The organism is Salinimicrobium xinjiangense DSM 19287 (assembly GCF_000423585.1).
Lineage (GTDB): Bacteria > Bacteroidota > Bacteroidia > Flavobacteriales > Flavobacteriaceae > Salinimicrobium > Salinimicrobium xinjiangense.
This window is the reverse complement of record NZ_KE384054.1, coordinates 98,441-116,906: the sequence shown is the minus strand read 5'-3', so window position 1 is coordinate 116,906 and position 18,466 is coordinate 98,441. Positions and strand designations below refer to the sequence as shown.

Here is an 18,466-nt window from a genome sequence, read left to right as displayed (position 1 = left end):
GTAATTTGTTAGTTTGTGTTTAAAAAGTTGATGCAAAAGAACAACTTTCTTTAAATATATCCTTTAACTTAAGGTTAAGAGTTTTTCACAAAAGTCCAAACGTTTTCAACATGTCCCAAACAAAACAACCTCTTGAAAATCAAGAGGTTGTTTTTATATACTCCAAATAAGCTAAGTATCTGTTATTCTTGTAGATAAAAATTTAACATTCGGGAGGTAGAAGAATCGTGCTTTCCGACATCATTTTTTTCTATCTCTTTCAAAATATTGGTTGCCAATTGCTTTCCAAGTTCTACTCCCCATTGATCATAACTATATATATTCCAAATGATTCCCTGCACAAAGATCTGGTGTTCATACAGCGCAATTAACTTTCCTAAACTCTGCGGAGTCAATTTTTCTATGAGAATAGTGGTAGTGGGATTATTACCTTTAAAGACCTTAAATGGCAACAATTCCTTAACCATAGAAGCATCCATATTTTTCCCTTCCAGTTCCTTCTGAACTTCACCGGAATCTTTTCCCTGCAACAAGGCTTCGGTTTGGGCAAAAAAGTTGGCCATGAGCTTGTCGTGATGCTCTTTTTGATCATGTAAGGATCTTTTGAATCCGATAAAATCTGCCGGAATCAATTTCGTTCCCTGGTGGATCAACTGAAAAAATGCATGTTGGGAATTAGTTCCAGGCTCTCCCCAAACAACGTTGCCGGTTTGATATGAAACCTCGTTTCCATTTCTGTCTACCCCCTTACCATTGCTTTCCATAATGGCCTGCTGTAAATAAGCGGGAAACCTGTGAAGATATTGAGTGTAGGGAATAACAGCCTGAGTTTCGGATTTAAAGAAGTTATTGTACCAAATGGTCAAAAGAGCAAGTTGTACAGGAATATTATTTTCAAATTCGGTCTCTTTAAAATGCACATCCATTTTACGTGCACCCTCAAGTAAAGCTTCAAAGTTATTATAGCCAATCGAAAGGCTAATAGACAATCCTACGGCACTCCATAGAGAAAAACGGCCGCCAACCCAATCCCACATGGGGAATATGTTCTCTGTCTCAATTCCAAATTCCTCTACTGCCTTTACATTACTGGAAACAGCAACGAAATGTTTGGCAACAGCATCGGCCGGGGCTTTTGAAGTAAACCATTTTCGAATTGTAGTGGAATTCGTGAGGGTTTCCTGGGTAGAAAATGACTTTGAAACTATAACAAAAAGAGTAGTTTCGGGGTTAAGATCCTTTATAACCTCCTGCACATGATCTCCATCTACATTAGAGACAAAATGTACCTTAAGATGGTTTTTATAATATTCCAGGGCTTCAGTAACCATTACCGGACCAAGATCTGATCCTCCAATCCCTATATTCACAATATCGGTAAAAGCTTTACCCGTAAATCCCTTTTTAGCCCCGGTAATAACCGAGTAGCTAAAATTTTTAATCTTTTCCTTTACCTGGAAAACTTCCGGAATTACGTTTTCTCCCTCAACCTCAACCTCCGCATTCTTTTCTTCCCGCAAGGCGGTATGCAATACAGCGCGACCTTCAGTTTGATTAATTGTATCCCCTCCAAAAAGAGCATTTACAGCCTCCTTTAATCCGGCTTCCCGCGCCAGCTCCGTAAGTAAAGATTTTGTGTCTTCAGTGATCAGATTTTTACTGTAGTCTACATAAAAATCTTCCCACTTTATAGTAAAGGCTTCGGCCCGCCCCGGATTATTATTAAATTCTTCCTTTAGGTTTATATTGGAAACTTTTTCAAAATGCGCCTCTAATTTTCTCCAGGCATCAGTTTTGGTAGGGTCAACATTATTCATAATTATATTGGTTCTTTAAAGTCAATTCGCTCCAGCTCATCCTTCAGGGGCTCTATCACAGCAAAGTAAGAAGGGATATATTTCTCCTCAATAGGTTCTGCCGAAGGAAGGTTCTGCCTAAAGGGATCAACCTGTACGCCGTTCTTCCAGAAGCGGTAACATACGTGAGGTCCTGTCGCAAGACCTGTGCTTCCCACTTTTCCAATAATATCTCCCTGCTTTACCCTTTGTCCGACCTTCACCAGCCTTTGAGACATGTGCAGGTATTGAGTGGTGTAAGTATCATTATGTTTGATCTTCACATAATTTCCGTTTCCGGCAGTATAAGAAGAGGCAATGACCACCCCGTTTGCTGTACTCTTGATTGGAGTACCATGGGCAGCCGCATAATCTGTCCCTTTATGTGCCTTCCAACGCTTTTGTACCGGGTGGAACCTGTTAGGACTGAATCGGGAAGAGATCCGGAAAAAATCCAGAGGTGCTTTTAAGAAGAAACTTTGTAATGGCCGGGCTTTTTCATCATAATAGTCACGCCCTCCGGCAATAGAATCTACCATGAAATTAAAAGCGTAATAAGGTTTGTCCTGGTGATAAAAAACTGCGGCCTCGATATTTTCTATTCCGGCATAAATACTGTCATTAATATATCTTTCGTTGTAAACAAGCTTAAATCTATCCCCTTTTTGAAGCCTAAAGAAATCTATACTCCACTGATAGATATTGCTCATTTCATGAGCAATGAGCGGACTTAAACCCTCATCCTGAATAGATTCGGTAAGACTGGAATTGATGATCCCCGATACTGCCTTTTTTGTAACAGTCACAGGTCTTTTTGAGGTATAGGCGTCTATACTGTCCCTCAGATCCACGACAGTATAATTTATGAGATCATTTTCATAAATGAAGGCTATAGGGGTGTTTGCAGAATCTCTTTCCTTAAGGATCACATAAGGCTTACCCACAATAATTCTTCTTGGATTGAGGGTGTCCTTTACCTTGTTCACAATCTCAAAAATCCTGTTGGGATTAACGCCATGGGTGCCGAGGATAAGTCCAAAACTGTCGCCAGATCTTATGGTATCCCTCACCACGTCGTAATCATTCAGAACATAACCAAATTCTTCAATAACAGGTGGAGCTTCCACCTTTTTCACGTTATCGGCTATTTCCCGTTTTTCCTCCTGGTTATTACATGCAGTAAAAACCATCATCAACATTAGCAGGTAACTTAATTTTTTCACTCTTATAAATTTATTGTGTTATCATCTCTTCGACCCAATGCTTTCCCCATTCCTTCAACTCCTCTTCACTCCACAATTCGGGAAAGAAGGTTATCCGCTGAAAACTGGGTGGTAAAAATTGTTTCCAGTTTGTTCCTCCCGTAGCAGGTGCGGCAGCTTTGTTCTTCGCAATCAGGTATTTCTGTGCAGCACCAATGTGCACCAGCAGCCAATTCACATTCACTGCAGTATCTAAAGTACGCAACGCCTCCCGTAAAGTATTATTGTCTTTGTCTTCAACAGAAAGTTGCTGAAATTTATCGTAAATAGTATTTTGCTTCAGTCTATTGGCGCTTCTAAGAAAGCGGTTTGTATATTTTTTCTCAAACTGTTTTAAGGTAAGGGTTTTTTCTCCTGTTTCCAGATCTGTTGCCCCACGCTTCCAGTAAACATTTTCGAAAAGCTCCTCGATACTTTTATGATTTCTGAAGTTTTCCCTTATATCTGTGTGCACCAAATTCTCCAGAGGTGTCGAAAAGATCTCGATCATTCTAAACTGAGCCGATTGAAAACCACTCGCAGGCAATAAAGCCATCCGGAATTTCAAAAACTGCTCCCGCTCCATCCCGCGGATCATCACATCAAAAGAATTTGCAAGAATTCTGAAGTAGCGTATGATCCGGTTTAATTTTTCAATAAAGAAGGAAACACTCAGCTCTTCTGCTTCCACGATTTGCTTTTGCTCGTGTATGATAAGTTTAAAATAAATTTCAGTGATCTGGTGATATCCTATAAAGATCTCCTCATCGGGGAAATGGGTTTTGGGATTTTGCAGACTTAAAAGGGTATCGAGATGTATATAATCCCAGTAGGTAAGATATTTATCATATAAAAGCCCGTCGAGATAGGAGCCCAAATCCTGCCCGGAGTTCTTAAATTTCTCTCCCAGCTGGCGGACCTTTTCGGCAATCTCGGGTGCTATACCTTCCATTCTCTACTTCATTATAATATTAAGAGGATGTTTAAGCCCCTTAAAAGCATCAATATCTGCATCAAGCGACCCCACAGCAAGGTTGGCTTTAATCTTCAATGGCATACGGTTTTTATCATCACTCACCCAAAGCGTTAAACCTTCCTTTTTTTCAAAAACTCTACCGGCAAGCACATAGGGCTGAAATTTTAGTGCAGCAATATTACCTAATTTTGTTTTTACTACCTCCCTGCCAAGAAACTTTAACTTGAAATCATGATATTCATCATCCAGAAACATCTTGATACTGTGCATTTCCCCTTCCTTAAGATTTTCCACATCCAGGTTATTTCTTAGATGATAGAATGAAGATATCATATCCTGAACGTTGGGTGGAATTTCATAAGTATTACGTTCGTCATACTTCCTGTTATGGACGTAAGCTAATTTATTCTTATGATCAAAATCTACCAGAAAGTCACGGGTATGTCCACCCTCATCAATTTGTCTTATAAACCTGAGGGGCACACCTGTATCCTTGTGCATAAAAGATTCATAGTTATCATCAACTTTAAAGAATACATGTACCATACCGGCAGATTTGCCTTTTCCTATCACATGGTACACCGGTTGACTTTTAAAAACGGTCTCCTTTACTTCAAGAGTGGCAAAGCCTGCATTGAGCATTCCATAGTGTACTCTAAAACGAAACCATTCGCCATCCTGGAAAGCCTGGTGAGATTGAGCAGTAACATTAAGTGCAATCAGGGAAATTATAACTGTGAAAAACTTTCTCATATTTTAAGTTGTGTTACTATTTAGATCAACAATTACAATTTCTATTCCAAAGGTATCAAATCAAAAAAACCCCGTCAAAACAATGACGGGGTTTTAATCTTATTAACCAACTAAAACTTAAATTATGAAAAAAAAGTAATTTTTTTTCCAACTTTGGTAACCACTCCAAAATTGCGGTGCAAAAGTCTACCATATTTCCCTGATCACCAATAAAATATTTGACTTTAACCAAACATCGATAAGAATGGTATAATTTTAAGCTTTTGTTAATTCTAAATTCAATATTTTTAAATTTTTAAAGAGTTCCTCTCAAGGTTTGCTCCCGCTCAATAGCTTCAAACAAGGCTTTGAAATTTCCTTTTCCAAATGATTGAGCTCCTTTTCGTTGAATGATCTCGAAAAACATGGTGGGGCGGTCAAGTACAGGTTTGGTAAAAATCTGCAACAGGTAACCCTCATCGTCTCTGTCAATTAGTACTCCCAGCTCCTTAAGAGGCGCCAGATCTTCATCAATTTTTCCTACACGATCCAGTACATCGTCATAGTAGGCTTCGGGCACATAGAGAAATTCAACTCCGCGATCCCTCAAAGCGGTGACGGTTTCGATAATATTATCTGTCGCCACTGCAATGTGCTGTACTCCTGCACCATTATAGAAATCTATATATTCTTCGATCTGGGATTTCTTCTTTCCTTCGGCAGGTTCATTAATTGGAAATTTGATCCTTCCGTTACCGTTGCTCATTACCTTGCTCATTAAAGCAGTATATTCTGTCGAGATATCTTTGTCATCAAAAGAAACCAGCTGTGCGAATCCCATAACTTTAGCGTAGAACTCACACCACTTGTTCATTTCGTTCCAGCCTACATTTCCTACCATATGATCAATGTATTTTAAACCTACATCTTTCACCTGGAAGTTTGGATTATACTCCCTGAATCCAGGCATGAAAGGACCGGAATAATTCTTTCTTTCCACAAAAATATGCACAGTCTCTCCATAGGTATGAATACCTGAGAGAACGACATGACCATGCTCATCACTCACTTCTTTGGGCTCGAAATAAGATTCTGCCCCCCGTTTGGTAGTCTCATCATAACTCTTGCGGGCATCATCCACCCACAGGGCAACGACTTTTACTCCATCTCCATGTTTATCAATATGGGCATTGATCTCTCCCCCGGGCTGCAAAGGACTGGTAAGCACGAGCCTGATTTTTCCCTGCTGTAAAACATAGGAAACCCTGTCTTTACTCCCAGACTCTAATCCTGAGTAGGCCACCGGCTGGAAACCCCATGCCTGCTGATAATAAAAAGCAGCCTGCTTTGCATTTCCTACGTATAACTCGACATAATCTGTCCCGTTAATTGGTAAAAAGTCTTCGGCCTGCGGCACAGTTTTCTTAATATTAGTGCTGTTTTCTGTTGACATAATTAATTATTTCTCCTGTCAAAAATGACAGTTTGTTATTTAAATATTAGTTACTTAAAAGTCCTTTCGGGAATTCCTTTCTAATGTTCCAACCATGACTGGTGGTACTTGTCGTCGGCTATTTCCATGGCATCTTTTGTCACCATGAGCGGTTTAAAAGTATCAACCATTACAGCCAGTTCTTCAGTTTCTGTCTGCCCTATGCTACGCTCAACGGCACCCGGGTGAGGCCCGTGAGGTATACCGGCAGGATGCAGGGAAATATGACCTGCTTCAATATCATTCCTGCTCATAAAATCGCCATCTACATAATAAAGCACTTCATCACTGTCAATATTACTATGGCTATATGGCGCAGGAATACTTTCGGGATGGTAATCATATAAGCGGGGACAAAAGGAACAAACCACAAAGGCATCTGTTTCGAAAGTTTGGTGTACTGGTGGCGGTTGATGAATACGTCCGGTTATAGGTTCAAAGTCATGGATTGAGAATGCATACGGATAATTATAACCGTCATATCCAACCACATCAAAAGGATGTGAAGCATATACCATGTCAAAAATTCTTCCCTGTTTTTTGATCTTTATAAGGAAGTCTCCCGACTCGTTGTTTGTTTCAAGCTCATAAGGTCTTCGAATGTCTCTCTCACAAAAAGGAGAATGTTCAAGCAACTGCCCAAAATGATTTCTGTAGCGTTTTGGAGTATATATTGGGCGTCTTGACTCCACAATAAATAACCTGTTTACCTCATCATCAAAATCCAGTTTATAAATTGTTCCGCGGGGGATCAACAGGTAATCTCCATATTTAAAATCAAGATTTCCCAAATGGGTGCGAAGTTTTCCGCTTCCTTTATGAATAAAAAGCAGCTCATCTGAATCTGAATTTTTATAGAAGTAGTCCTTTGTTGACTCTTGTGGTGCTGCCAAAGTAATGTCTACATCAGAATTCGTTAGCACGACCTTTCTACTCTCCAGATAATCGGGTGCAGGTTTTACCTGGAAGCCCTTAAATCTATAAGATTTGATATTTTTCTCAGTAGCTACCTGCGGGGTCGCGTCATAGCTCCCTTTAATTTCCTTAACCTGTGTTGGACGCTGCTCGTGATACATATTAGTATACATTCCGTCGAAACCAATAGTTCCAAAGAGCTGCTCATAGTACAGGCTGCCGTCGGGTTTTTTAAAAACCGTATGTCTTTTATGAGGTATTTTTCCAAGGCTGTGATAAAATGGCATTTTTGACTCTTTTTAATGAAAACGTTTTCGTAAAGATCTCTTTATGTTTAAAATTTTAAAGGACCAGATACAAATATCAATAAATTTTGGCGGATAACCCGTTAAAGGACCACTAAAACCAAAAGCCTAAGCTTAAAAACCAATGACTCTCTTTTAGCTCGGGAGATATTGAGTATTTTACTTCCACAGGTCCTAAAAATGTTTCCAGGCCATAGCCTACAGCATATCCTGAATAAAAAGGCCGGCTTATCCATTCTCCGCTTTCAAAGAGTTCATTCTGCACGTTGGCATAGTTAGCGCTTAGGATGAAATGATTCTTCTGCATAAAATTATAATCAAGCTCAATTAATCCTTTTATATAACTATCTCCCGAAATCCCTATGAAAGGATATCCGTAGAAAGGCGTAAAGTTATTTATGAAGTCGTTGCCGTATCCCCCAAGGAAAAAATCAAAAATGTTATTTGCCCGGCTACCTATCCTAAACCCGGCTTCGGAAGAAATACGTGCAGAAATTTTTTCAGTAGGTGAAAAAACATACCCAACAGTTCCCTTGGCTACAGAGAACGGGGAGAAATTATCATTAAAATCGGAAGAAAGAAGATACCAGTGAAAATCTCCATCAAAATAAATTCCCCGGGTGGGAAAATATTTAAAATCCCTGCTGTCATAAACGAGATATCCAAAGCTGCTGTAGTAATTACTTTTATCAAAGGTGCCTGCAGTCTCACTGGGTTCAGAAGAACCTAAAGTTTCTGAAGTAATCTTTAAATATTTATGCTCTACTCCCATTCCCAGTGAGAATACCTGCTGAAAAAGGGTTTCAACATACACCTGATTGGTAAAGTCATTATAGTCTATTTCCAGCTGATTGATCCCCTCTCTTTCAATACCGGCATTCTCCCTCGCAAAATCAAAGGATACACCATGGCTGAAACTATTGAGCCTGGATTTTAGTCCGAAGCTCCAGTAATAGCCTTTATCTAAATAGTAATTGAAATCATATCTGAAATTATCTCCCAAAGCAACATCCAGAGAGGTCGCATCATTAGTTGCCAGGAGACTTTTATGTGTGATATTAAAGAGGGCCGCACTTTGGTAGATCTTGTCATAATGAAGCCCAAGACGCAGCAGGGTCTTACTCGGATTTTCCTCCAGCTGCATTACGAGCACATAGCCGCTGTGCAAAGGTACCAGTCTGTAGTTTATCCTGTGAAAATTTCCGGTAGCTGATAGGTTATTGAGACCAACCTTAAGATCCTGATAGGTAATTGTATCGGGATATCTCAATTTTAATTTACCTAAAATGTAAGCCCTGGGATAAGAGGTATTCCCTTCTATTCTCACATCATTAATGAATAGAGATTCCACAGCCGGAATAGGTTGCCTTTCAAAAAATGTATCCTTTTGTTTATAAGCCAGTTCCTGAAATTTTGCAAGCTGCGATCTCGCAGCAGCCTCTCCTGCGTCTATAATCTCATTCCCCTTATCAAAGGACATTACAGAAAAGGGACGAATGTCCGGTTTAATAAAAATATCGGTATTGGCAATATTCTCTTCCATATCGGCAATGGTACTGAAATTACTTACCTGGGTAAGTATCTCAAAAACAGATCGCAGCTCATCTCTGCTCCTGAGAGTATCCTGCACATCCACGCCAATAATAATCTCTGCGCCACGTTTTCGCAGCTCCATTACCGGATAGTTATTAACCACTCCCCCATCTGTTAGGAGTCTACTGTCCACCATCACCGGACTAAACAAGCTGGGAATTGCCGCACTTGCCGAAATAGCCTGCGGGAGGTGACCACTATCCAGGATTACCTCCTCTCCCGTTTCTACATCTGTAGCTACCGCAAAGAACGGGATGGGTAAATTGCTGAAATCTTCTTTATCATTAAGATGCAGCGTAAGCTTTGACATAAGGTTGTAAACATTCTGCCCCCTGGACAAGGCCGAAGGAAAGGAAACATTGAAATCGTCAAAAGGAAGCGTAATAGCGTATTTTTCTGAATCTCTCTTCTCATAAAAAGTTTTGGCGCTTCGGGGTAGCTCATCCTGAATGAGGAAATTGAAATTGGTCTCCTTAAAAATGCTGTCCAGTTGCTGTGAAGTATAACCTGCAGAATATAATGCCCCCACAATGGCTCCCATGCTTGTACCTCCAATATAATCTATACGCACCCCGGCTTCTTCCAGCACCTTTAAAACCCCGATATGAGCAAGACCTTTGGCACCCCCGCCACTAAGAACCAGGCCTACCTTTGGATCCTCCTGCTGTGCGTGGCCCAACATTCCTGTCAAAAAGAGCAATAAGAAGAGCAGTTTTTTATTCATCAGCCGGATGATAAAATTTATAGATCACATTCGCTTTCGACTGACCAATTACTGAAGATAAACTTTCTAAAGAAGCCTCTTTAACTCTTTTTAAAGACCTGAAATTTTTAAGCAGCTCTACCACAGTCTTTTCCCCTATACCGGGTATTTCTTCCAGCTCGGTATTAAGGGCGACACTGCTGCGCTTCTGTCGGTGAAAAGTGATCCCAAACCTGTGGGCTTCATTTCGCAGCTGCTGAATGATCTTAAGACTTTCAGATTTTTTATCCAGGTACAATGGAATAGAGTCTCCGGGATAAAAGATCTCCTCCAGTCTTTTTGCAATTCCAATTATTGCGATTTTCCCACGAAGTCCTAAAGTTTCCAGGGCTTTTACACCGGAAGATAATTGGCCTTTTCCTCCGTCGACGATCACCAGTTGTGGGAGGGGTTCCCCTTCCTCCAGCAACCTCCGGTATCTTCTAAAAACAACCTCTTCCATGGAAGCGAAGTCATTAGGGCCTTCAACCGTTTTGATATTGAATTTTCTATAATCCTTCTTACTTGGTTTTCCGTCTTTAAAAACCACGCAGGCAGCCACAGGATTACTACCCTGTATGTTAGAATTATCAAAACATTCAATATGTCGGGGTTCTTCCTTTAATCGAAGGTCCTGTTTCATCTGGGCCATTACCCGGTTAACATGCCGGTCGGGATCCACGATCTTCATTTGTTTAAACCGCTCCTGCCTAAAATACTTTGCATTGCGCGTGGAAAGCTCCACGATCTTTTTCTTGTCCCCGAGTTTTGGTACTGTGACCTTAACCTCTTCCCCGGCATCTACCTTGAAAGGCACATAAATTTCCCTGGTAGCTGAATTAAAGCGTTGGCGTATCTCTGTGATCCCCAGCTCGAGCAATTCCTGGTCACTTTCATTGAGCTTCTTTTTCATTTCAATGGTATGAGACCTGATGATCGCTCCATGCGACAACTGCAAAAAATTTACATAGCCATAGCCTTCGTCACTTACAATAGAAAAAACATCAACATTATTTATTCTGGGATTTACTACTGTTGATTTCGCCTGATAGTTCTCTAAAATGTCAATTTTAGTCTTGATCTTTTGAGCCTCCTCAAACTCCATCTTTTCGGCATGATCTTTCATTTGCTGCCGAAACTGTTGTAAAGAATCTTTAAAATTCCCTTTTACGATCTGCCTTATAGCTTCAATCTTTTTTTGATATTCGGCTTCAGCTTCAAAAGCTTCACATGGTCCCATACAGTTCCCTAGATGATACTCCAGGCATACCTTATATTTCCCATTTCTGATCTTATCTTCAGCAAGATCATAGTTACAGGTGCGTAGCTGATAGACTCCCTTTATCAATTCCATGAGCGTATTAATAGTCTTGAAACTTGTGTAGGGGCCGTAATATTCGCTACCATCTTTGACCAGTCTCCGGGTTGGAAAAACCCGTGGAAATCTCTCATTTTTAATACAGATCCAGGGATAGGTCTTATCATCCTTCAGCATCACATTAAACCGCGGCTGATGTTTTTTAATGAGATTATTTTCAAGCAAAAGGGCATCGGTTTCTGAAGCCACCACTATATGTCTTATCTCATGTATTTTTTTTACCATCACACGGATTCGATGGCTGTCATTATTCTTCGTGAAATAAGAAGTTACCCTTTTCTTCAGGTTTTTTGCCTTACCCACATAAAGGATTCTCCCGTTCTTATCAAAATACTGGTAAACGCCCGGGTTCTCCGGCAGAGTTTTCAATTGCAGTTCCAGCTTACTTTCTTCCATTGCCTCAAAGGTAAAATTTTAATGAATGAGGGTACTCCTCTCTTTCTGATAAATAGTTAAATAAATACTAATCTGATTCTAATTCAACCTGGTTTGGTAAAAGAATCCGGACCACTTATCGACCTTTAGATTCTTTGACTGAAACTCAATTCTCTTGTGAGACAGCCTAAAGCCCGATACATACTTCTGATATTTTCTTTCAGATTAGAAAAACGTTCAATTATGGCAAATACTCTTTTAGAACTACGAAACCTTCAGGAAAGAAAGAATACCCTGTAAGGTAAATCCATTGATAATCAGGGAATATATTTTGAGAAATAGTTAAGATATTAGAAATCTGCTTTTATTACCTTGCAGCTATGGAAAAAATTACCATCGGCCGTTTTGACAAGGCAGATTTTCCCGATCTGCACCTGGAAGACATTTCGATAAAGGTAGACACAGGAGCCTATACCTCTTCCATCCATTGCGATCAAATCGTAGAAGAAAAAGGAATTCTTAAATGCACCTTTTTGGATGAAGAGCATCCTTTATATAATGGCAGAACATACAGATTTAAAGATTATGATGTGGTATTTGTTAAGAGCAGTAATGGGATTGTTCAAAAAAGATATCAAATCCAGACTACTATAACTCTATTTGGAAAAACACACAAAATTTCACTATCACTTTCTGCACGGCAGGAAATGAGATTTCCTGTACTTTTGGGTCGAAAATTTATAACAAGGAAATTCGTGGTAGATACCGAATTTTACGATCTCTCTTTTAAGAACAAACAAGAATGAACATAAAGATCCTTTCCAGGAACAGCAGCCTGTACTCTACTCAACGTTTGGTAGAGGCAGCAAAAAAAAGGCATCATGAAGTAGAGGTAATCGATCCTCTCAAGTGTGATCTCATTATAGAAAAAAAACACCCAAGTATTTATTACAAGGGAAGACATATTGAAGATGCCGACGCTGTGATCCCGAGGATTGGAGCTTCTGTGACATTCTATGGGACTGCCGTGGTTCGTCAATTCGAGATGATGGGCGTTTTCTCTACTACAGAGTCCCAGTCTCTCGTTAGGAGCCGTGATAAGCTGCGAAGTTTGCAGGTACTTTCCCGTGCCCGGTTAGGACTTCCAAAAACGGTTTTCACCAATTATTCAAAAGATGTAGGCGAGGTAATAGATCATGTTGGCGGTGCGCCTTTAATAATAAAGCTCCTTGAAGGAACTCAGGGTCTCGGAGTTGTTTTGGCAGAAACAAAAAATGCAGCCGAATCTGTTATTGAAGCTTTCAACGGATTACAGGCCCGGGTAATAGTTCAGGAATTTATTAAAGAAGCAGGCGGTGCCGATATTCGTGCCTTTGTAGTTGACGGCCATGTTGTGGGTGCGATGAAAAGACAGGGAAAAGAAGGAGAATTTCGTTCAAATCTTCACCGGGGAGGAACTGCAAGTATAATCCAGCTTTCCGATGACGAAGAGAATGCAGCCATAAAAGCAGCAAAATCCATGGGACTGGGAGTCGCAGGGGTAGATATGCTCCAAAGTTCCCGTGGACCTTTAATTCTTGAGGTTAATTCCTCACCCGGTCTGGAAGGAATCGAACAGGCTACCGGGAAAGATATTGCAAAAACCATTATTCGTTACATCGAGCGAAACGTATAGGAAAGTGTATGGCAGTTATAGATGAGAACAATGTTCTTGAGATCCTGGATAAAAAAGTATACCCCGGGAAAAATGCAATCATCAATTTCAATATGGCCAAACTCTACACTACCACTGCTGTAGAGGTGCCTATCATCATCGAAAGGTCCAAAAAACCCGGACCGGTAATTTTAATTACTGCGGGAATACATGGAGACGAGATCAACGGGGTAGAAGTGGTTCGCCAGCTCATTGTAAAGGAGATCAATAAACCGGCAAGAGGCACTATAATCTGTGTACCTATCCTAAATGTTTTCGGTTTTCTTAATATGACCAGGGAATTTCCGGATGGTCGTGACCTTAACAGGGTTTTCCCCGGCTCCAAAAATGGTTCTCTTGCCAGTCGATTTGCCTATCACTTTGTACAGAAGATCCTGCCGATAGCAGATTTCTGTATGGATTTCCATACCGGAGGTGCAAGCAGGTTTAATGCCCCACAAATTAGAATTAAAAAAGGGGAAGAAATGGCCATGCATTATGCCCGCATTTTCAATGCTCCTTTTACCCTCGTTTCCAAAACTATCACCAAGTCATACCGGGAAACCTGTGCAAAACAGGGAAAGCCAGTTTTATTGTTTGAAGGGGGTAAAACCCGGGACAGCAATAAGAGTGTAGCAAAAAGTGGTGTGGAAGGAGTGATGCGGATTCTGGCCCACTTCGAAATGTTGAAACCTAAATTTGAGGTCCCAGACCCTACGGGAGAGACTATTTTCATTGAACATAGCGCATGGATGAGGGCAAAATACAGTGGACTCCTGCACGTGAAGATCCCCTGCGGGAAACACGTGGAAAAAGGAGAATATATCGCCACCATTACCGATCCTTATGGAAAGCTCCGGCACAAAGTAAAGGCTCCAAATGCAGGTTATATATTTAACGTGAACGAATCTCCAATTGTGTACCAGGGGGATGCGATCTTTCATATTTCTCTTTCAACAGAAAGCTATGAACAAGAAGCAACTTCGGCTTAAATACAAGAAACTCAGAGAAATATTGTCTTCTGATGATGTGGAAGAAGGAAGTCTTGAGATTGCAAACAATCTTCTGGGACTTCCCATTTGGGGCTATTCATACTATCATCTTTTTCTGAGTATTTCTGAAAAGCGGGAGGTAGATACCCAAGCCATCTTACATATTTTACAGGGAAAAGATAAGAATATCGTTCTTTCAAAAGCCAATTTTGACAATGGCTCTCTAACCAATTACCTGCTTACAGATGCCACAGTGATAAAGGTTAATTCCTGGGGAATCCCCGAACCTGTAGAAGGTATAGAGATACCCTCCAATAAAATCGAGGTGGTATTTATCCCGTTACTGGTTTTTGATGAAAAGGGTAACAGAATAGGATATGGGAAGGGTTTTTATGACCGCTTTCTTGCTGAATGTCCTCCCGAAGTAGTTAAAGTAGGACTATCCTTTTTTGACGCAGAAAAAGAAATTGCCGATGTTTATCCATTGGACGTTCCCCTCGACTTCTGCGTGACTCCTGAGAAAATATATAATTTCAAAAATTTGTAAACCAGAAGGTTTTCAATTACTTTTAGTCCAACCAATTAAAATTTTAATGCTTAACGATCTCCAGTTAAACAGTATTTTAGAAGATTTTGATGTTGCTTACTGGAAAATCAATCTATTGACCAAGGAGATTTCGTGGTCTGAACATTTCAATTACCTCATAGGCAATCCCGATACCGGAACAAACAAACTGGATTTCTTTCTTAATAATATACTTCACAAAGATTATCGTTACGACTTTAGAGAGTATTTTGAGAATCTAACCGATCATTATAAACCTTTCACAACAGAGATCCGTCTTAAGCTTGAGAATGGTAAATACCGTTGGTTTGAATGTCGCAATCTAAAGAGCAGGGAGAAAGGCCTGGCCGATGCCGCTGTTCTCTTATTTGTGAATATTCATCAGGCCAAGCGGGACCAGTATACTATTGAAGAAAACTTCTTCTACTATCGGGAAACTGCCGAAATGACCTCCACCGGGGGCTGGTACCTTGATGTCACAACAAATGCCGTATACTGGGATAATGTCACCAAAAAGATCCTGGACTGCCCCATGGATTATGAACCTCACCCAGAGGACAAGATGCGATTTTATGCGAATGAACATCACGAGAAGGTGGAAAGAATGTTCAAAAAATGCTCTAAATTCGGGATACCCTTTAAGGTGGAGATCAAAATGCGTACGCTCCATAACAGGGAGTTTTGGGTAAGGGCGACCGGTAAACCTGTTTACAACAATGAGCAGGAGGTAATTGGCATTAGAGGAGTCTATCAGGATATAGATGAGCAAAAGACCAATGAGCTCAATCTTCAAAACTCTCTGGATATTATAGCCTCTCAAAATTCCCGGCTTTTCAATTTTGCACATATAGTTTCACACCAGTTGCGCTCTCACAGCAGTAACCTGAGTCTCATTGCGCAATTGTTGCGGGAGGCACGTACAGCAGAAGATAAACTGGACCTGTTGCTGAATGTAAATGATATTTCAGAAAACCTCGAAGATGCCATAAATGAACTGAATGAAGTTGTAACCAGGCAGAACAATCTAAAAAAGGAAAGGCAGCTTGTGAAATTCAAAGCTGCACTGGACGTAGTAATCGCTTCAACTTCCTCATTAATTAAGCGGGAAAATGCGGAGATCATCGCCGAATTTGATAAGTTGAACGAAATAAATTACATTTCCGAGTATCTGGAGAGTATTTTACTAAATTTGATTACAAATGCCATAAAATATAAATTCCAGGGCAGGAAGCCAATCATCTACATTCAAACCTATAAGGAGAATGGAGAAAGTTTCCTCGAAATAAGTGATAATGGAATGGGAATAGACCTGGATGAGCACGGTGACAAAATGTTTGGTATGTACAAAACCTTTCACCGCCATCCCGAAGCAAACGGAATTGGTCTTTTTATAACCAAAAATCAGGTGGAAGCTATGGGCGGAAGCATCTCGGTTACCAGCACCGTTAACATTGGCACAACCTTTAAGATCAAATTTTAATACTATGGATCATCCAATAGAACTTGCATGCATTATTGATGATGACAAGATCTACGTTAACCTGGTTAAGAAGATCATTGAGATAAAAAAACTATCCCAGAACCTCATCATCTTTAAAAATGGTAAAGAAGCTTTAGACTATTTTAAAGCAATTCTGGAAAACGTGAGCGAAGAGAGGTTACCTGATATCATTTTCCTTGACCTCAACATGCCGGTAATGGATGGCTGGGAATTCCTTAGCGAATTTGTAAAGATCAAAAATACATTCAATAAAAAGATCACCCTTTACGTAGTGAGTTCATCCATAGATCCAAGAGATCTGGAAAGAGCCAAATCTTTCAATATGGTGACAGATTATCTTATCAAACCCATAGAGCTCAAACGTTTCGAAAAAATCTTTGAAAGAGAAGTAGCTTAATTTACAGCCGCACGATTTTTTTCTTGTTTTTCTTCTTCAGGAAAAGCCTTCTTATTAAAGATCAACAGAAGTGCTACACCGGTAGTAATGGCCGAGTCGGCTATATTGAAAACGGGTTCAAAGAATGTAAAGTATTCCCCACCCCAAAAAGGTATCCATTCCGGCAGGTAACCGGACCATAGAGGGAAATAAAGCATATCCACAACTTTTCCATGCATAAGCGTACCATATCCACCTTCTTCCGGAAGAAAGCTGGCTACCTGGTTGTAGCTGTGATTAAAGATCTCTCCATAAAAAACAGAATCTATGATATTCCCAAAAGCCCCTGCAAAAATAAAGGAGATTGCCACGATAAGTATTGGGGAACCATTCTTTTTGACAGCATCCCATAACCAATATGCGATACCCACTATAGCAATGAGCCTGAAACTGGTAAGCAACAGCTTGCCATATTCCCCGGGAATTCTTGCCCCCCAGGCCATTCCTTCATTTTCAACAAACAAGATCCTGAACCAGTCAAAAACCCTGATTTCCTCTCCCAGCATAAAATTGGTTTTGATATAAAACTTGGATACCTGATCGATGATCAGAATAACTATGATAATAAGAGAGGCTTTTTTTAAGGACATCGGTTAAATATTGAACGCGGCAAAAATACTAATATTATTTAGTTTCAGAGAGCTTTATATCTCCGTTGATACTGGTTAGTACCATTTTATGCATTCCATAGGTGTTTGGAGGAACCTGCACCTCACCGTGGCGCGAACTTACCTCAAATTCTGCCGGAGCAACCTCCCCGGTGATATTGCCGGTATAGGTATTGACCACTGCCTCTCCCGAATAATCACTGAATTGACAAGAACCCGACTTCAATTGGATTAGCACATTTTCAAATGCTCCCGTGATATAGACATTAGCAATATTTGAACTAATCTCTAAAGCCATGCCTTGAGGGATCTCCACGGTCACTTCCATGGAAAAGACCTTGTGTGCACTTAATTTATCGTATCCGTTTTGTAAAATTTCCCGAAACCGTGAATTGATAAAGAGAGATTGCTCCTTTATTTCGTGATCCAGACTGATGTTGTTGTAATATTCCCCTTCAGTAGAGGCAAAGATCCTGATTTGGTCACCTTTTACCGATTTCAATTCAATGCGGTAGATCTCGTCACCTGCAAGCACGATCTTCTGTATATCGTCTGCCTCAAAACTGTGTTGAGTAGTTTTCTGGGCCTTTACCGGCAAATAAATAAGGAACAGGATCGGGAATATGAATTTCATGGTAACTTATAAACAAAAAACGCTCCATACCAATAAAGCAGGAGCGTTTTAAAAAGGCTTTGCAGTTATTATCGCTGCATATTTTTTGCTTCAATACTCAAGGTAGCATGAGGTACTAGTTTAAGTCTCTCTTTAGCGATTAATTTGCCGGTCACCCTACAAATGCCATAAGTCTTACTTTCGATGCGAACAAGTGCATTTTTTAGATCACGGATAAATTTCTCCTGACGGATAGCCAGTTGTGAATTTGCTTCCTTACTCATGGTTTCACTACCTTCCTCAAAAGCTTTGAACGTTGGAGAGGTGTCATCTGTACCATTGTTTCCGTCGTTCATGTAGGCGCTCTTGTAAAGTTCCAGCTGCTCCTTGGCCTTTTCGATCTTGGCAAGGATCAGGGTCTTGAATTCCGCCAGCTCTGCGTCGCTGTAGCGTTCTTTTACTTCTGTTGACATA

General features: G+C 40.3%; 17 protein-coding genes. 6 read left to right on the top strand and 11 right to left on the bottom strand.

The features are described 5' to 3' along the window. Positions 1-182 precede the first annotated feature (182 nt). The 8 genes from pgi to uvrC form a co-directional block, all read right to left on the bottom strand. Positions 183-1,817: a glucose-6-phosphate isomerase gene (pgi, locus tag G564_RS0113695; RefSeq protein WP_029038158.1), complete on the bottom strand. Its 1,635-nt coding sequence runs from the start codon at positions 1,815-1,817 to the stop codon at positions 183-185. Positions 1,818-1,819: 2 nt separating this feature from the next. Beyond that, positions 1,820-3,058, bottom strand: a complete 1,239-nt coding sequence (locus G564_RS0113690) for a peptidoglycan DD-metalloendopeptidase family protein (protein ID WP_029038157.1) — start codon at positions 3,056-3,058, stop codon at positions 1,820-1,822. Positions 3,059-3,068: 10 nt separating this feature from the next. Continuing rightward, entirely contained in the window at positions 3,069-4,028 is a 960-nt protein-coding gene (locus G564_RS0113685) for a tryptophan 2,3-dioxygenase family protein (protein WP_029038156.1), read from the bottom strand. Positions 4,029-4,031: 3 nt separating this feature from the next. Further along, positions 4,032-4,805, bottom strand: a complete 774-nt coding sequence (locus G564_RS0113680) for a DUF3108 domain-containing protein (RefSeq protein ID WP_029038155.1) — start codon at positions 4,803-4,805, stop codon at positions 4,032-4,034. A gap of 295 nt (positions 4,806-5,100) precedes the next feature. Next, positions 5,101-6,237: a 4-hydroxyphenylpyruvate dioxygenase gene (gene hppD / locus G564_RS0113675; protein WP_029038154.1), complete on the bottom strand. Its 1,137-nt coding sequence runs from the start codon at positions 6,235-6,237 to the stop codon at positions 5,101-5,103. A gap of 80 nt (positions 6,238-6,317) precedes the next feature. After that, entirely contained in the window at positions 6,318-7,478 is a 1,161-nt protein-coding gene (locus G564_RS0113670) for a homogentisate 1,2-dioxygenase (RefSeq protein WP_029038153.1), read from the bottom strand. Positions 7,479-7,590: 112 nt separating this feature from the next. Continuing rightward, complete coding sequence (locus G564_RS0113665; RefSeq protein WP_029038152.1) at positions 7,591-9,813, bottom strand: patatin-like phospholipase family protein; 2,223 nt, start codon at positions 9,811-9,813, stop codon at positions 7,591-7,593. Next, entirely contained in the window at positions 9,806-11,605 is a 1,800-nt protein-coding gene (uvrC, locus tag G564_RS0113660) for an excinuclease ABC subunit UvrC (RefSeq protein WP_029038151.1), read from the bottom strand. Before uvrC ends, G564_RS0113665 begins: the two co-directional genes overlap by 8 nt. Positions 11,606-11,964: 359 nt before the next feature. Between uvrC and G564_RS0113655 the strand changes: the two genes are divergently transcribed. From G564_RS0113655 to G564_RS0113630, 6 genes are read left to right on the top strand one after another with little or no spacing between them, the layout of a single operon-like run. After that, positions 11,965-12,390 carry an ATP-dependent zinc protease family protein gene (locus G564_RS0113655; RefSeq protein ID WP_029038150.1) on the top strand — a complete coding sequence of 142 codons (426 nt, stop codon included), beginning with the start codon at positions 11,965-11,967 and terminating at the stop codon, positions 12,388-12,390. After that, on the top strand, positions 12,387-13,259 hold the full coding sequence (rimK, locus tag G564_RS0113650) for a 30S ribosomal protein S6--L-glutamate ligase (protein WP_029038149.1): 873 nt from the start codon (positions 12,387-12,389) through the stop codon (positions 13,257-13,259). Before G564_RS0113655 ends, rimK begins: the two co-directional genes overlap by 4 nt. An 8-nt stretch (positions 13,260-13,267) precedes the next feature. Further along, positions 13,268-14,269 carry a succinylglutamate desuccinylase/aspartoacylase family protein gene (locus tag G564_RS0113645; RefSeq protein WP_029038148.1) on the top strand — a complete coding sequence of 334 codons (1,002 nt, stop codon included), beginning with the start codon at positions 13,268-13,270 and terminating at the stop codon, positions 14,267-14,269. After that, positions 14,244-14,816: a 5-formyltetrahydrofolate cyclo-ligase gene (locus G564_RS0113640; RefSeq protein WP_029038147.1), complete on the top strand. Its 573-nt coding sequence runs from the start codon at positions 14,244-14,246 to the stop codon at positions 14,814-14,816. The genes G564_RS0113645 and G564_RS0113640 overlap by 26 nt, the downstream gene beginning before the upstream one ends. 46 nt (positions 14,817-14,862) lie before the next feature. Then, positions 14,863-16,314 (top strand): sensor histidine kinase, encoded by a 1,452-nt coding sequence (locus tag G564_RS0113635; RefSeq protein WP_029038146.1) that lies wholly within the window; start codon positions 14,863-14,865, stop codon positions 16,312-16,314. A 4-nt stretch (positions 16,315-16,318) separates the two neighbouring features. Further along, positions 16,319-16,732, top strand: a complete 414-nt coding sequence (locus G564_RS0113630) for a response regulator (RefSeq protein WP_029038145.1) — start codon at positions 16,319-16,321, stop codon at positions 16,730-16,732. Here G564_RS0113630 and G564_RS0113625 read toward each other — a convergent pair. From G564_RS0113625 to G564_RS0113615, 3 genes are all read right to left on the bottom strand, one after another. Continuing rightward, positions 16,729-17,361: a lipoprotein signal peptidase gene (locus tag G564_RS0113625; RefSeq protein ID WP_029038144.1), complete on the bottom strand. Its 633-nt coding sequence runs from the start codon at positions 17,359-17,361 to the stop codon at positions 16,729-16,731. The genes G564_RS0113630 and G564_RS0113625 overlap by 4 nt on opposite strands. A gap of 34 nt (positions 17,362-17,395) precedes the next feature. Then, positions 17,396-18,013 (bottom strand): hypothetical protein, encoded by a 618-nt coding sequence (locus G564_RS0113620; protein ID WP_029038143.1) that lies wholly within the window; start codon positions 18,011-18,013, stop codon positions 17,396-17,398. A 68-nt stretch (positions 18,014-18,081) separates the two neighbouring features. Continuing rightward, on the bottom strand, positions 18,082-18,465 hold the full coding sequence (locus G564_RS0113615) for a TraR/DksA family transcriptional regulator (RefSeq protein WP_029038142.1): 384 nt from the start codon (positions 18,463-18,465) through the stop codon (positions 18,082-18,084). Position 18,466: the final 1 nt, after the last annotated feature.